Source organism: Brenneria nigrifluens DSM 30175 = ATCC 13028 (assembly GCF_005484965.1).
In the GTDB taxonomy this organism is placed as follows: Bacteria; Pseudomonadota; Gammaproteobacteria; order Enterobacterales; family Enterobacteriaceae; genus Brenneria; species Brenneria nigrifluens.
On sequence record NZ_CP034036.1, the window covers coordinates 4,555,111 to 4,569,824 of the forward strand.

Annotated in this window: 14 protein-coding genes and 1 pseudogene; 12 read left to right on the top strand and 3 right to left on the bottom strand. The window is 56.0% G+C overall.

The features are described 5' to 3' along the window. Positions 1-11 precede the first annotated feature (11 nt). From ftsN to rraA, 5 genes are all read left to right on the top strand, one after another. The gene (gene ftsN / locus EH206_RS21350) at positions 12-815 is read left to right on the top strand and encodes a cell division protein FtsN (RefSeq protein WP_009114841.1); all 804 of its coding nucleotides are present in this window, start codon (positions 12-14) and stop codon (positions 813-815) included. Positions 816-899: 84 nt separating this feature from the next. Next, positions 900-1,430 carry an ATP-dependent protease subunit HslV gene (hslV, locus tag EH206_RS21355; protein ID WP_009114842.1) on the top strand — a complete coding sequence of 177 codons (531 nt, stop codon included), beginning with the start codon at positions 900-902 and terminating at the stop codon, positions 1,428-1,430. A gap of 9 nt (positions 1,431-1,439) precedes the next feature. After that, entirely contained in the window at positions 1,440-2,771 is a 1,332-nt protein-coding gene (hslU, locus tag EH206_RS21360; protein WP_009114843.1) for an ATP-dependent protease ATPase subunit HslU, read from the top strand. 122 nt (positions 2,772-2,893) lie between these two features. Next, the gene (locus EH206_RS21365; RefSeq protein WP_009114844.1) at positions 2,894-3,811 is read left to right on the top strand and encodes a 1,4-dihydroxy-2-naphthoate polyprenyltransferase; all 918 of its coding nucleotides are present in this window, start codon (positions 2,894-2,896) and stop codon (positions 3,809-3,811) included. 126 nt (positions 3,812-3,937) lie between these two features. Then, a complete protein-coding gene (gene rraA / locus EH206_RS21370) occupies positions 3,938-4,423 on the top strand; it encodes a ribonuclease E activity regulator RraA (protein WP_009114845.1) in 486 nt (161 codons plus the stop codon). An 82-nt stretch (positions 4,424-4,505) separates the two neighbouring features. Here rraA and zapB read toward each other — a convergent pair whose 3' ends face one another. After that, complete coding sequence (gene zapB / locus EH206_RS21375; RefSeq protein ID WP_009114846.1) at positions 4,506-4,745, bottom strand: septal ring assembly protein ZapB; 240 nt, start codon at positions 4,743-4,745, stop codon at positions 4,506-4,508. Between the two features lie 534 nt (positions 4,746-5,279). Between zapB and EH206_RS21380 the strand changes: the two genes are divergently transcribed. The 5 genes and pseudogenes from EH206_RS21380 (at position 5,280) to fpr (ending at position 11,406) form a co-directional block, all read left to right on the top strand. Beyond that, positions 5,280-6,119: an MIP/aquaporin family protein gene (locus EH206_RS21380; RefSeq protein WP_009114847.1), complete on the top strand. Its 840-nt coding sequence runs from the start codon at positions 5,280-5,282 to the stop codon at positions 6,117-6,119. Positions 6,120-6,172: 53 nt separating this feature from the next. Beyond that, a complete protein-coding gene (gene glpK / locus EH206_RS21385) occupies positions 6,173-7,684 on the top strand; it encodes a glycerol kinase GlpK (protein WP_009114848.1) in 1,512 nt (503 codons plus the stop codon). A 724-nt stretch (positions 7,685-8,408) separates the two neighbouring features. Next, a pseudogene (locus EH206_RS21395) lies at positions 8,409-9,303 on the top strand (MFS transporter). A gap of 193 nt (positions 9,304-9,496) precedes the next feature. Next, the gene (glpX, locus tag EH206_RS21400; protein WP_009114849.1) at positions 9,497-10,507 is read left to right on the top strand and encodes a class II fructose-bisphosphatase; all 1,011 of its coding nucleotides are present in this window, start codon (positions 9,497-9,499) and stop codon (positions 10,505-10,507) included. 152 nt (positions 10,508-10,659) lie between these two features. Beyond that, complete coding sequence (fpr, locus tag EH206_RS21405) at positions 10,660-11,406, top strand: ferredoxin--NADP(+) reductase (RefSeq protein ID WP_009114850.1); 747 nt, start codon at positions 10,660-10,662, stop codon at positions 11,404-11,406. 7 nt (positions 11,407-11,413) lie between these two features. On the opposite strand, the gene EH206_RS21410 is transcribed toward fpr, so the two are convergent. Further along, positions 11,414-11,836, bottom strand: a complete 423-nt coding sequence (locus EH206_RS21410; RefSeq protein WP_009114851.1) for a DUF805 domain-containing protein — start codon at positions 11,834-11,836, stop codon at positions 11,414-11,416. A gap of 177 nt (positions 11,837-12,013) precedes the next feature. On the opposite strand from EH206_RS21410, the gene EH206_RS21415 reads away from it, so the two are divergent. Beyond that, positions 12,014-12,610 carry a DUF1454 family protein gene (locus EH206_RS21415; RefSeq protein WP_009114852.1) on the top strand — a complete coding sequence of 199 codons (597 nt, stop codon included), beginning with the start codon at positions 12,014-12,016 and terminating at the stop codon, positions 12,608-12,610. A 128-nt stretch (positions 12,611-12,738) separates the two neighbouring features. Beyond that, positions 12,739-13,506, top strand: a complete 768-nt coding sequence (gene tpiA / locus EH206_RS21420) for a triose-phosphate isomerase (protein WP_009114853.1) — start codon at positions 12,739-12,741, stop codon at positions 13,504-13,506. 118 nt (positions 13,507-13,624) lie between these two features. On the opposite strand, the gene aguA is transcribed toward tpiA, so the two are convergent. Next, positions 13,625-14,713: an agmatine deiminase gene (gene aguA, locus EH206_RS21425; RefSeq protein WP_009114854.1), complete on the bottom strand. Its 1,089-nt coding sequence runs from the start codon at positions 14,711-14,713 to the stop codon at positions 13,625-13,627. Position 14,714: the final 1 nt, after the last annotated feature.

The following is a 14,714-nucleotide window of genomic DNA, read 5'->3' on the forward strand; positions in this document are numbered from 1 at the left end:
GCGAAAAGACAGTGGCACAAAGAGACTATGTCAGCCGGGGGCGCTCGGGCACCCGCCGGAAAAAGACAACCGGCCGGAGAAAAAGCAACGCGTCAGGAACGTCTAAGACCATGATAGCGTTGGCTGTCGCCGTTTTAGTCACCTTTGCCGGCGGGTTGTATTTTATCGCCCATAACACACCGGAGGAGTCGCCGGTATTGCCACGCCAAAGTACCGGGAAAGGGAACGGGTTGCCTCCTAAGCCGGAAGAACGCTGGCGTTACATTAAAGAGCTGGAAAACCGTCAGCTTGGCGTTCCTGCGCCGACCGAACCCTCCGCCGGGGGGGAAATCCGGTCGCCGGTACAGCTGACCGACGAACAACGCCAACTGCTGGAACAGATGCAGTCCGATATGCGCCGCCAGCCGACGCAGCTCTCCGAGGTGCCTTACAACGATCAGACCCAGGTGCCGCGCTCGGCGGTCACCATCACCCCGCCGGCGCAAACACAGCCGGTTACGCCGCCGGTCACGCGGGCGCCGCCAGCGACGCCGGCAGCGCCCAGGCAGGAAGCGGCCAAACAGCCGCAGGCGCCTAAAGCGGAAAAAACGCAACGCTGGATTGTGCAGTGCGGGTCATTCAAAAGCATGGAGCCGGCCGAGTCGGTAAGGGCGCAGCTGGCTTTTGCCGGTATTGAAAGCCGTATTACCTCCAACGGCGGGTGGAACCGCATCATGCTTGGCCCCTATTCCAACCGCGCCGCCGCCGACAAAATGCTGCAGCGTCTCAGAGAGATCGGCACTTCCAGCTGTATCCCGCTTGCCAGTGGGGGTTGAAAAACCCCACACCCTGCCCCATCTATAAAACAATATGCCCCGCTGAACGCGGGGGCCTTCTTTTTCGGTAACGGGGACTTACTCGTGACAACAATTGTAAGTGTACGCCGCAACGGCCATGTGGTCATTGGCGGCGATGGGCAGGCTACGCTGGGAAATACCGTGATGAAAGGCAACGTGCGTAAAGTACGCCGCCTGTATAACGAGCGCGTTATCGCAGGCTTTGCCGGCGGTACGGCCGATGCCTTCACACTGTTCGAGCTATTTGAGCGCAAGCTGGAAATGCATCAGGGCCATCTGGTGAAAGCCGCGGTGGAACTGGCGAAGGACTGGCGTACCGACCGTATGCTGCGTCGTCTGGAGGCGTTGCTGGCCGTGGCCGATGAAAATGCGTCGCTGATTATTACCGGCAACGGCGATGTCGTGCAGCCGGAAAATGATTTGATCGCCATCGGTTCCGGCGGTCCTTACGCTCAGGCCGCCGCTCGCGCGTTGCTGGAAAATACCGAGTTAAGCGCACGGGATATTGTCGAGAAATCGTTAGGTATTGCCGGCGATATCTGTATCTACACCAACCAGTTCCACACGATTGAAGAATTAGCCTCCAAGGCGTAAGGATCAACCATGTCTGAAATGACCCCGCGCGAGATAGTCAGCGAACTTGATAGCTATATCATCGGTCAGCACAACGCCAAACGAGCGGTGGCCATCGCGCTGCGCAACCGCTGGCGGCGCATGCAGTTGGAAGAAGCTCTGCGCCATGAAGTCACGCCGAAAAATATTCTGATGATCGGCCCTACCGGCGTGGGTAAGACCGAAATCGCCCGCCGTCTGGCCAAGCTGGCCAATGCGCCGTTCATCAAGGTTGAGGCCACCAAATTTACCGAAGTCGGCTATGTCGGTAAGGAAGTTGACTCGATCATCCGTGATTTGACCGATTCGGCGATAAAAATGGTGCGGCAGCAATCCATTGAGAAGAACCGTCATCGGGCCGAAGAGCTGGCGGAAGAGCGGATCCTTGACGTTCTGATCCCCCCGGCCAAAAACAACTGGGGACAGCCTGAAGAGCATCAGGAACCTTCGCCCACGCGCCAGGCGTTTCGCAAGAAGCTGCGTGAAGGCCAACTGGACGATAAAGAAATCGAGATCGATCTGGCCGCCGCGCCGGTCGGCGTCGAAATCATGGCGCCGCCGGGCATGGAAGAGATGACCAACCAGCTGCAATCCATGTTTCAGAACCTGGCGGGGCAGAAACAGAAAGCCCGCAAGGTGAAAATCAAAGAAGCCTTTAAGCTGCTGGTTGAAGAAGAAGCCGCCAAACTGGTTAACCCGGAAGAGCTGAAGCAGCGGGCGATCGAGTCCGTCGAGCAGCACGGCATCGTGTTTATCGATGAGATCGACAAAATCTGTAAGCGCGGCGAAACCTCCGGCCCGGACGTGTCCCGCGAAGGGGTTCAGCGCGACCTGCTGCCCCTGGTGGAAGGCTGCACCGTTTCGACCAAGCACGGTATGGTCAAAACCGATCACATCCTGTTTATCGCCTCCGGCGCGTTCCAGGTTGCCAGTCCGTCGGACCTGATCCCGGAATTGCAGGGACGTTTACCCATTCGCGTTGAATTACAGGCGCTGACGACGGAAGATTTTGAGCGTATCCTGACGGAGCCAAGCGCATCATTGACCGAGCAATACAAGGCATTGATGGCAACGGAAGGTGTCAGCATCGAATTCTCCGCCGACGGAATCCGGCGGATTGCGGAAGCGGCATGGCAAGTCAACGAGCGAACCGAGAATATCGGCGCCCGTCGTCTGCATACCGTACTGGAGCGTTTGATTGAAGATATCTCTTACGATGCCAGCGAAATGAGCGGTCAAAACGTTACCATTGACGCAGATTACGTACGTAATCACCTGGATGAATTAGTAGCAGATGAAGATCTGAGCCGATTTATCTTATAATCCGTTTTCACGGACGTCCTGTTAACCGTTAAACGGGAGGCTCTGGCCTCCCGTTTGTGTTTATGGCGCTACCGTTACCAAAACTTTTTATTATTCATAAACAATAAAAATTGAAGCACACCATGACCTTATCAACCCATAACAGCAAGACCAAAGCCTGGCTGGACAGTTTGCGTCCCAAGACGTTGCCATTAGCTTTCGCCTCTATCGTCACCGGTTCGGCGATTGCAGGCTGGCACAGCAGTTTTAAGCCAGGGATCGCTTTACTGGCTTTGCTTACCGCCGGATTACTGCAGATTCTGTCCAATTTGGCGAATGACTATGGGGATGCGGTAAAAGGCAGCGACACTGCGGAGCGTATCGGTCCGCTGCGCGGGATCCAGACCGGCGCCATTACCCTGCCGCAGCTAAGAAACGCGCTGATAGCGACCGTTGCCCTGACCATTATTTCCGGCGTGTCGCTGGTGATTGCCGCCTGTGAAAAACCAACCGATATCATCGGCTTTCTGATCCTGGGATTACTGGCTATTCTGGCCGCCATTACCTATACCGTCGGCAACAAGCCTTACGGCTATATCGGGCTGGGCGACATCTCGGTGCTGATATTCTTTGGCTGGCTGAGCGTGGCCGGTTCCTACTACCTGCAAACGGGCCATTTCGACAGCATCGTCCTGCTGCCGGCCACCGCCTGCGGCCTGCTGGCCACCGCGGTGCTGAATATCAACAACCTGCGCGATATCGACCACGACCGCATCAGCGGGAAAAATACCCTGGCGGTGCGTCTGGGATCGCAAAAGGCCCGCTGCTATCACACCGTGCTGCTGCTGCTGGCGCCGGTTTGCCTCGGGCTGTTCGCCATACTCTATCTGCACAGCCTGGCCGGCTGGCTGTTTATCCTGACGCTGCCTTTGCTGCTCAAACAGGCCATTTACGTGCTGCGCGAAAGCAGCGCGTTCAGCATGCGCCCGATGCTGGAAAAAACCGTCAAAGGCGCTCTGCTGACCAATCTTCTGTTTGCCGTGGGCGTCATGCTGAGCTGATATAGGAAGGGCGCAAGGTACGCAACGGTTTACTGATGCGTATCAAGCTAACATTTGATGATTTTGCCAACATCCGTCAGAAAGGGATATACTCATTACCCCCAGCGGCAAACTGACGTCAATCCTATGAAATACGATACTTCCGAACTGTGCGATATCTATCACGAAGAGGTTAACGTTGTCGAACCTCTGTTCTCCAATTTTGGCGGGCGTACTTCATTTGGTGGGAAAATCACCACGGTGAAATGTTTTGAGGATAACGGCCTGCTTTATGACCTGCTGGAAGAAAACGGCAGCGGGCGCGTGCTGCTGATCGACGGCGGCGGGTCGGTGCGCCGTGCGTTAATCGACGCCGCGCTGGCCAGGCTGGCGACCCAGAACGAATGGGAAGGCATCGTCGTCTACGGCGCCGTGCGTCAGGTGGACGATCTGGCTGAGCTGGATATCGGCATCCAGGCGATGGCCGCGATCCCGGGCGGCGCGGTCGGAGAAGGCGTTGGCGAAAGCGATATCCGGGTTAATTTCGGCGGCGTGACGTTCTTCTCCGGCGATCATCTCTACGCTGACAACACCGGAATCATTCTGGCGGAAGATCCGCTGGATATTGAATAACTCCCCGTTCGGTGGTGAAAAGGGCGAATTATCGCCCTTTTCTGCAAGACCCGCAGCCTATCTCGGTATGGGATGGATGCGCTTAGACCTCTTCCATTTTCCCTAACAGCGCGCGCAGGCGCTCCTGCCATACCGCCTGTTCTTCTTTCAGCTGTTCGTTCTCGCGCACCAGCGCTTCGCGGGAACCTGCCGTCGCCTGCGCCTCTTGCGACAGGGCGTTGTTTTTCTCTTTCAGCTCTTCAATTTCCATTTGCAACAAAGTAATAGTATCAATGGCTTGCTGAACTTTTGCTTCCAGCTTTTCAAACACTTCAAATGACATTCTTCAAACCCCTTTTAATCGCAAGGCATAAATTCGGTTCACGCCGACCCACCGCGGCTGCGGCCGCTACGCGATCGCACACCTGACGCGGCGCCCGTCGTTTAATACGCCTATAGACGTAACCTGATGGCGAAACTGCTCTGATAACAGCGACCATAGCGGAATTGTATGTAGCCAATGAATTTCTGTCTAGCAGACATCCCCCACAACGCCAAGTCTGACACCTTTTCTTCGCCGCCACTATCGGCACAAACTGAAAAACAGCCTTAACGGACTTTATGAGTTAAGTTAATAAATTTAACCTATCATTTAACATAAGGAGTGCGTTACCAACCACCAAACGGCAATCCATCAAGCGAATACGCTCATTTCTTTGACGAACAACACACATTTTGATTTCGATATTTCTCGTTTTCGAACATTAACGATAAATTCACATCACAAATACATTCAAAGCAAAAAAGCAAAGGACGCTGTATTCCGGTTCCCTTGCAAGATCCGCCACTCTGTACCCTAGCCATCAGGAAAATAATTATGAGCCAATTAAAAAGTCCTACCCTAAAAGGCCAGTGTATTGCCGAATTCCTGGGCACCGGCCTGATGATATTCTTCGGCATCGGCTGTGTCGCCGCGCTCAAAGTAGCAGGAGCAAGCTTCGGGCAATGGGAAATCAGCATCATCTGGGGCTTGGGGGTGGCGATGGCCATCTACCTGACCTCCGCTATCTCCGGCGCTCACCTCAACCCGGCAGTCACTATCGCCCTGTGGCTGTTTGCCTGTTTTGATCGCCGCAAAGTCGCCCCCTACATTCTGGCTCAGCTAGCTGGAGCTTTCTGCGCCGCGGCACTGGTATATACTCTGTATTACAATTTGTTCGTGGATTTTGAACAGACGCATAATATGGTGCGCGGCAGTGTGGAAAGCCTGAACCTCGCCGGTACCTTCTCTACTTACCCACATCCACAGATTTCCGTCATGCAGGCTTTCCTGATTGAAATCGTGATTACCTCTATCCTGATGGGACTGATTCTGGCGCTGACCGACGATGGCAACGGTATCCCGCGCGGGCCGCTGGCACCCTTACTGATCGGTATTTTAATCGCCGTCATTGGCGCATCCATGGGGCCGCTCACCGGCTTTGCGCTGAACCCGGCACGCGACTTTGGCCCGAAGCTGTTTGCGTTTCTTGCGGGCTGGGGTGACGTCGCCTTCACCGGCGGGCGCGAGATCCCTTACTTCCTGGTGCCCATTTTCGGCCCCATCGTAGGCGCCTGCCTGGGAGCATTTGCCTACCGCGCCTTGATTGGCCGCAATCTGCCTTGTGATGTTTGCGAAGCCAGCAACGAAACGACCATAGGCAACGAGACCCGTTAGATATAACGTCACGGTGATTACCTTTTACGGATAACAATGACAGGATTGAATTTATGACCCCGGAAAAAAAGTACATAGTCGCTCTCGATCAGGGCACCACCAGCTCCCGCGCCGTAGTACTGGATCACGATGCCAACATCGTCAGCGTTTCACAGCGCGAGTTCAGCCAAATTTATCCGAAAGCGGGTTGGGTAGAACACGACCCGATGGAAATCTGGGCTTCGCAAAGCTCCACGCTGGTGGAAGTGCTGGCCAAAGCCGATATCAATTCCGACGAAGTCGCGGGCATCGGCATCACCAACCAGCGCGAAACCGCCATCGTGTGGGAGAAAGACACCGGCAAACCGATTTACAACGCCATTGTCTGGCAGTGCCGCCGCACGGCGGAGATCTGCGAAAAGCTGAAGAAAGACGGCCTGGAGCAGTATATCCGCGACACCACCGGCTTGGTGATCGACCCCTATTTCTCCGGCACCAAGGTGAAGTGGATTCTCGACCACGTTGAGGGCTCGCGCGAGCGGGCTCAGCGCGGCGAATTACTGTTCGGCACCGTGGATACCTGGCTGATTTGGAAAATGACCCAGGGACGCGTCCACGTTACCGATTACACCAACGCCTCCCGCACCATGCTGTTCAATATCCATACCCTTGAATGGGATGAGCGCATGTTGCAGGCGCTGGATATTCCGCGCGCCATGCTGCCCGAAGTGCGCGCCTCCTCGGAAATTTACGGACAAACCAATATCGGCGGTAAAGGCGGCACGCGCATTCCGATTGCCGGCATCGCCGGCGATCAGCAGGCGGCGCTGTACGGTCAGCTTTGCGTTCAGCCGGGGATGGCGAAAAATACCTACGGCACCGGCTGCTTCCTGCTGATGAACACCGGCACCGAAGCCGTGCTTTCAAAACACGGCCTGCTGACCACCATTGCCTGCGGACCGCGCGGTGAAGTCAATTACGCCCTGGAAGGTTCCGTCTTCGTCGGCGGCGCCTCCATCCAGTGGCTGCGCGATGAGCTGAAGCTGATTGGCGAATCGATGGATTCGGAATACTTCGCCACCAAAGTCAAGGATACCAACGGCGTGTATGTGGTTCCCGCCTTTACCGGGCTTGGCGCCCCCTACTGGGACCCGTATGCCCGCGGCGCGATCTTCGGCCTGACCCGCGGCGTCAACGCCAACCACATTATCCGCGCCACGCTGGAATCCATCGCCTACCAGACCCGCGACGTACTGGACGCCATGCAGGCGGACGCGGATACCCGCCTGAAGGCGCTGCGCGTCGATGGCGGCGCCGTCGCCAACAACTTCCTGATGCAATTCCAGTCCGATATTCTCGGCACCCGCGTTGAGCGCCCGGAAGTACGTGAAGTGACCGCGCTGGGCGCCGCCTTCCTGGCCGGTCTGGCGACCGGATTCTGGAACGATCTGGATGAGGTGAAAAGCAAAGCCACCATTGAACGTGAATTCCGCCCCAGTATCGAAACGGTTGAACGCAACTTCCGTTACAAAGGCTGGCAAAAAGCCGTCGCCCGCGCCCGTGAATGGGAAGAGCACGACGAGTAATCCCCGCCGGGCGCGCCTGTCGCGCCCGTTTTCCCACGCCCATCCGGCGCACGCTTTACCAGCGCTAAAACGGCGGCCGTTACCGTTGCGCCCCCTCCTCCCTAAATTTTTCCACCTGACGGCCCCCTGCCGGCAGGATAATTGCAGAGCCGATCACGTTACCGGTAACATCTTTTGTTAACATTATTTACAGTGGGCTGGGTCACAAACATAAAGCCTGAAAAAAGGTCTCATATTTACATCGGTTAATAACAGGAAAGATATTATTTTTGACGAGTGAAATGGGGATTAATAACGCCTCGTCGGGCAGCGTTATTTATTATATAAGCATTTCATAAAGAGCATTACTGAAAATAAAAACCAGATACTTGTTTGTGGATTTTTAATTTTAAAAATCTACCGATCTTTTCTATCCATACCCAATATACCCTAAATAATTCGAGTTGCAGGAAGGCGGCAAGGGAAGGACAAATTCGTCGGGAACGAATTTGACCAGCCAACGGCTGGCCTCCGGTGAGAGACAGGATGTCTCTCATTAATCCCGATGAGCATACTCAGGTAAGTGATTCGGGTGACTGACAAATCTGCCTGGAGCAGATTTGAACGCTGCTTGCAGCGGCCCCAACGGGGCGAGGCCCAGGGAAGGGCCGAGTAATGCAGCCAACGCAGCTGCAGCTTGAAGTATGACGGGTATAAGAATATTTTTTAAATTAAACAGGTAACCATGATGACAATTAAAAAATTAGCGGTTCGACGTTGGTGGTATCTAATGCCCATCATATTTATTACCTATAGTCTGGCCTATCTCGATCGGGCTAATTATGGATTTTCCGCCGCCTCTGGCATTGAAGTCGATTTAGGGATCACCAAAGGAACGTCTTCTTTAATTGGGGCACTTTTTTCCTGGGTTATTTTTTCTTTCAGATGCCAGGGGCCATATATGCCGTCAAGCGTAGCGTGCGGAAATTAATATTTTTCAGCCTGATTTTATGGGGTCTTTGCGCGGCGGCGACGGGGATGGTCAACAATATCGCCATGCTGATGGCGATCCGCTTTATACTCGGCGTGGTTGAGGCGGCGGTAATGCCCGCAATGTGATTATGCTCTGCGCGGTACATGCCTTGTGGAGTATCGGCGTCTATGGTTTCATGATGTGGATGCCATCAATCATTAAATCCGCCGCCGCCATGGATATCGTCTCCGTCGGCTGGCTGTCGTCGCCGTCACCATGCTGATCGATGCTGATCGCCTCCGCGGCGTTTTTCACCTCTTATACCATCGGAAATCAGCACTTCTGGATCTCTTATGCCCTGCTTGTCGTTGCCGCGGCCTGCATGTATGCGCCTTACGGACCGTTCTTCGCGCTGATCCCTGAACTGCTGCCGAAAAACGTCTCCGGCGTATCCATCGGGTTAATCAATAGCTTCGGCGCGCTGGGCGCCTTCCTGGGGGTCTGGCTGGTCGGTTATCTGAATGGCATTACCGGCAATCCAAGTATGTCATACAGTTTTATGGCCGCCGCGCTGCTGCTGTCGGTGGTAATCATGACCCGGGTCCGCGCTCCCGGGCAGGAAAAACCCGTCATTTCCCATGCCGGGAAAAGCCTTACCCAGCGTTGATTATTATGGTCCGTGCCGTTCAGGCGGCACGTTCCGGCACCCGACCCCATTGACGAAAAAGGGCGGGCGGATGAAACCGAGCTGATACGCGTCAGGAGCGATCCGTTTCTTGCCATTTACGCTCCCCGCCTTCGGGTGTGATAAAATCCCCGCCCACAAACTCCCTTTCCGGTTCAATAACAGACAGGTATCCATGAAACGTGAATTAGCCATCGAATTCTCGCGCGTCACCGAGGCGGCCGCGCTGGCAGGCTATAAATGGTTAGGCCGCGGCGACAAAAACGCCGCTGACAATGCGGCGGTGCAGGCTATGCGAATTATGCTCAATCAGGTCGATATCAACGGCCGGATCGTCATCGGCGAAGGCGAAATCGATGAAGCGCCGATGCTGTATATCGGCGAGCAGGTCGGCACCGGCCGGGGCGACGCGGTGGATATCGCCGTCGATCCCATCGAAGGCACGCGCATGACCGCCATGGGGCAGGCCAACGCGCTGGCGGTGCTGGCGGTCGGCGAAAAAGGGGCTTTTCTGCACGCCCCCGACATGTATATGGAAAAACTGATCGTCGGTCCTGAAGCCAAAGGCATTATCGACCTGCAGCTCCCGCTGGCGGAAAACCTGCGCAATATCGCCCGCAAGATGAACAAACCGCTCAGCCGGTTAACGGTGATTACCCTGGCCAAACCGCGTCATGACGCGGTGATTGCCGAGATGCAGCAGTTGGGCGTGAAGGTGTTCGCCATTCCCGACGGCGACGTCGCCGCCTCCATTCTTACCTGCATGCCGGACAGCGAAGTCGACGTGCTGTACGGCATCGGCGGCGCGCCGGAAGGCGTTATCTCCGCGGCGGTGATCAGAGCGCTCGACGGCGATATGCAGGGCCGCCTGCTGGCGCGCCATCAGGTTAAAGGCGACAGCGAAGAAAACCGCCGCATCGGCGAAGATGAGCTGGCGCGCTGCCGGGAAATGGGTATCGAGGCCGGGAAAGTGTTGCCGCTCGGCGAGATGGCGCGTAATGACAACGTGATCTTCTCGGCAACCGGCATCACCAAGGGCGATCTGCTGGAAGGGATCGCGCGCCGCGGCAATATCGCCACCACGGAGACACTGCTGATCCGCGGTAAGTCACGCACCATCCGCCGCATCCAGTCCACGCATTACCTCGATCGCAAAGATCGGGCCTTACATGACTTCCTGCTGTAATCCGCCGGTTGGCTATGCCGTTTTAACCGACTGATTGTTTCACAATTGTTAATAATTGGCGTATCTTAGGGGCGGTCGATTTAACGGTCGTCCTGGCGCAACGTAAAAATGGCCAGGCGTTGAACTTCAAGCGGATACAGGAGCACAGAACGATGGCTGAGTGGGTAACGGGTAAAGTTATTCAGGTAGAAAACTGGACGGAGAGTCTATTTAGCATTCGAATTCATGCTCCCACCGCGCCCTTCACCGCCGGACAGTATGCCAAACTGGCGCTGGAGGTGAACGGCGAGCGCGTGCAGCGCGCCTATTCCTATGTCAACGCGCCCAGCGACCCTAATCTTGAGTTCTATCTGATTAACGTTCCGGAAGGGAAATTAAGCCCCCGTTTACATGTGCTGCGCCCTGACGATGAAGTCCTGGTGACCAAAGACGCCGCCGGATTTTTTGTGCTGGAGGAGATCCCGCAATGCGAAACCCTGTGGATGCTGGCCACCGGCACGGCGATCGGCCCTTATCTCTCCATTCTGCAGGAAGGCAACGATCTGGCGCGCTTTAAAAACATCGTGCTGGTTCATGCCGCCCGCTTTGCCCGCGACCTGAGCTATTTACCGCTAATGCAGCAACTGCAACAACGCTACCCCGGTCAGTTGCAGATTCAAACGGTAACCAGCCGGGAAGAAAATGCCGGCTCATTGACCGGCCGCATCCCCGCGCTGATCGCCAACGGCGCGCTTGAGGCTGCGGTGGGATTGCCGATGGATGCCGCGACCAGCCATATCATGCTGTGCGGCAACCCGCAGATGGTACGCGATACCCAGCAACTACTGAAAGAAGAGCGGCAAATGACCAAGCACCTGCGCCGCAGGCCCGGTCATATCACCAGCGAGCACTACTGGTGATAAACATTCAGGGGCGGAACCTAACCGGTTCCGCTTGCGGCCCAAAGCGATTGTCTCCGGACGTGCCGACAAAAACGCCGCAGTCGAGAAATACCATCACGCAGATAAGGATGGGGAGAAAACGGCCGATGCCCCACTGCCAGATGGCCGGCAGCATATACCAGTTGCCGGCCGCCAGAATCCACGCCACGATTAACAGCAGCGCCCACCAGCCGCTTTTATTACGATCGTGCAGACGCTTCACCACTATCGCCGCCGTCGGCCACAGCAACGCCACCAGAGCGAAAGCGGTGGATTGCGTATCCAGCCAGTTCAGGCCGGCCAGGGTGAACAGCAGCAGCATCAGCGCCAGCCAGATGCCAAGCCAAATCCAGAAATCACGACGGCCGATACGGCCTTTAAACGAGAAACACCATTGCTGTAGCGTCATTACCTACACCTACCGAACCCCGCATGTCAATTCGGGCCGATTTTACCCCAACAGGATGGCGCGCCGGCAATCTTTCTGCGAATTTTGACAATAACCAGCGAATGCCGCTTTAATCAGACGTATCGTCGTTATTCGCCGCCATTGGCTCAATTTAACCTTCATCTGATAAATGTACCCATGACAAGAAAAAACCTGGCGCTTCTGTTTACCCTGTCGGCACTGACGCTGTATCTTCCCGGCGCACGGTCCGATCCGACTTTTCCGCCGAAAACGCCGGTTGCCGCCCCCTATCTGCTGGCGGGCGCGCCTACGTTCGACGAAACGATCGTGCAGTTTCGTACGCGTTACAACCTGAGCAATCCGACGCTGCCGATTAGCGAATTCCGCGTGGTCGATAGCGGCCACAGCGCCGGTCAGTTGACCCGTGCCGCCAGTAAAATCAACGATCGGCTGTATGCTTCAACGGCGTTGGAGAAAGGGACGGGTAAAATCAAAACGCTGCAAGTTACCTGGGTCCCACAGCCGGAAGAGACGGAAACGGAAGCCCGGCGCGCGCAGGCCGTCAACTATATGGCGGCGCTGTTGCGGGCTTTTATTCCGTCGTTGACGGAGGAACAGAGCATCAAAAAAATCGCCGAATTGCTGACAAAAGGCAAAGGACAGCATTTTTACCAGCAAACCGAGGGCGCTTTGCGCTATGTTGTGGCGGATAACAGCGAAAAGGGACTAACTTTTGCTGTTGAACCGATTAAGCTAACGCTATCCGAACCCTGATCAATGCGGCAATTAATGATGAAAAACCAAGCCACGGCAACGTTTCGTCTTTATACTACCAGTAGGTCAGACTGTCGGATAGGCAGTAAGATTTTGATTCATTCGCTATTCCGCCTGGAGGAAAAAAAATGCGACATCCATTAGTTATGGGTAACTGGAAACTGAACGGCAGCACCACTATGGTCAATGAGCTGATTAGCGGCCTGCGTCATGAACTGAGTGCGGTTGACGGCTGCGGCATCGCCATCGCCCCGCCGGCGATCTATCTGGATCAGGCTAATCATCAACTGGCCGGCAGCCGTATCCACCTGGGCGCGCAAAACGTAGACGTCAATCTTTCCGGCGCCTATACCGGTGAAACCTCTGCCGCCATGCTGAAAGATATCGGTGCGAAATACATTATTATCGGCCACTCGGAACGCCGCACTTATCACAAAGAAAGCGATGAGTTCATTGCTAAAAAATTCGGCGTACTGAAAGAAGCGGGCTTGATTCCGGTACTGTGCATCGGTGAAAGCGAAGCGGAAAATGAAGCCGGACAGACTGAAGCCGTCTGCGCGCGTCAACTGGACGCGGTGCTGAATACGCTGGGCGCCAAAGCGTTTGAAAACGCGGTCATCGCCTACGAACCCATCTGGGCTATCGGTACCGGCAAGTCGGCCACTCCGGCTCAGGCTCAGGCGGTGCACAAATTTATCCGCGATCATATCGCCAAGCAGGATAAGGCCGTTGCTGAACAGGTTATTATTCAGTACGGCGGCTCCGTTAACGCCTCCAACGCGGCGGAACTGTTCACTCAGCCGGATATCGACGGCGCGCTGGTGGGCGGCGCCTCGCTGAAAGCCGATGCTTTCGCGGTGATCGTTAAAGCGGCGGCGCAAGCCAAACGCGGCTAAGTCCGCTATCTTCCTGGGTTCTTACCCCACCCCGGCCCTCCCCTTCGCAGGGGAGGGAGAATGCTCCTCCCCCTGACAAGGGGGAGGCCGGGAGGGGTTATCAATAACGCTTTCCGCTTTATCTCACCGCCGGAATTTGCTGGGTAATACAGTGAATATTACCGCCCCCCAGCAGGATTTCGCGGGCGGGCACGCCGCGTATCGTATAGTCCGGAAACATCTGCTGTAACAGGTCGCGGGCAATATCATCGGTACGTTCGTCCAACAGCGGGAAAATAATCTGCCGGTTGCTGATCAGGAAATTCACGTACGACCCCGCCAAGCGCGCCCCGGCATTACGCTCAATCGCATTTCCCGCATCCACGCCCCGCGTCTCTTGCGGCGTGGCATACAGCGGGCCGGGCGCCGGCAGCTTCCAGATTTTCAGTTGACGACCCCGCGCATCGCGGGCGGCGGACAACACCTCGTAGGCCGCCGCCGACCGGGGATATTGCGGGTCGTTTTCATCATCCGTCCAGTGCAGCGCCACTTCGCCGGGGCGGACAAAACAGCACATATTGTCGATATGCCCGTCGGTTTCGTCGTTATAAACCCCCTCCGCAAGCCAGATAATCGTCGAGACGCCCAGATAATCATGCATCAACTGCTCGATCCGCGCTTTGCTCAGCTGCGGGTTGCGATTGGGATTCAGCAGGCACTCCGCCGTGGTCAGCAGCGTCCCTTCGCCGTCGGTATGGATTGAACCGCCTTCAAGCACCAAGGGCGCGGCGTAGCGTGCATCGCCATGATAGGAGAGCACCTGAGCGGCCACCTTTTCATCCTGGCGCCAGTCCTCATACAGACCGCCGAGTTCACCGCCCCAGGCGTTAAACCGCCAGTCAATGCCGCGGCGCTCGCCCGCCTGATTGAGCACCATCGTCGGGCCGGTATCGCGCATCCAGGCGTCGTCGCTCTCCATTTCAACCAGCGTGACGTTCGCCGGCATAATACGTTTGGCTTCATCCAGATAACGGGCCGGCACGCCCATGATCACCGGGGTTTGCCGTGCGATGGCCTCGGCCACCGCGGCAAAGGTTTTCTGCGCCGGCAGCGCCTCATCGCGCCAGTTGTCCCGGCGATAGGGCCAAAGCATCCACACGGCTTCCTGCGGCGCCCATTCGGCGGGCATCGCAAAGCCATCCTGATGCGGCGTGGTCAATTGTGACATC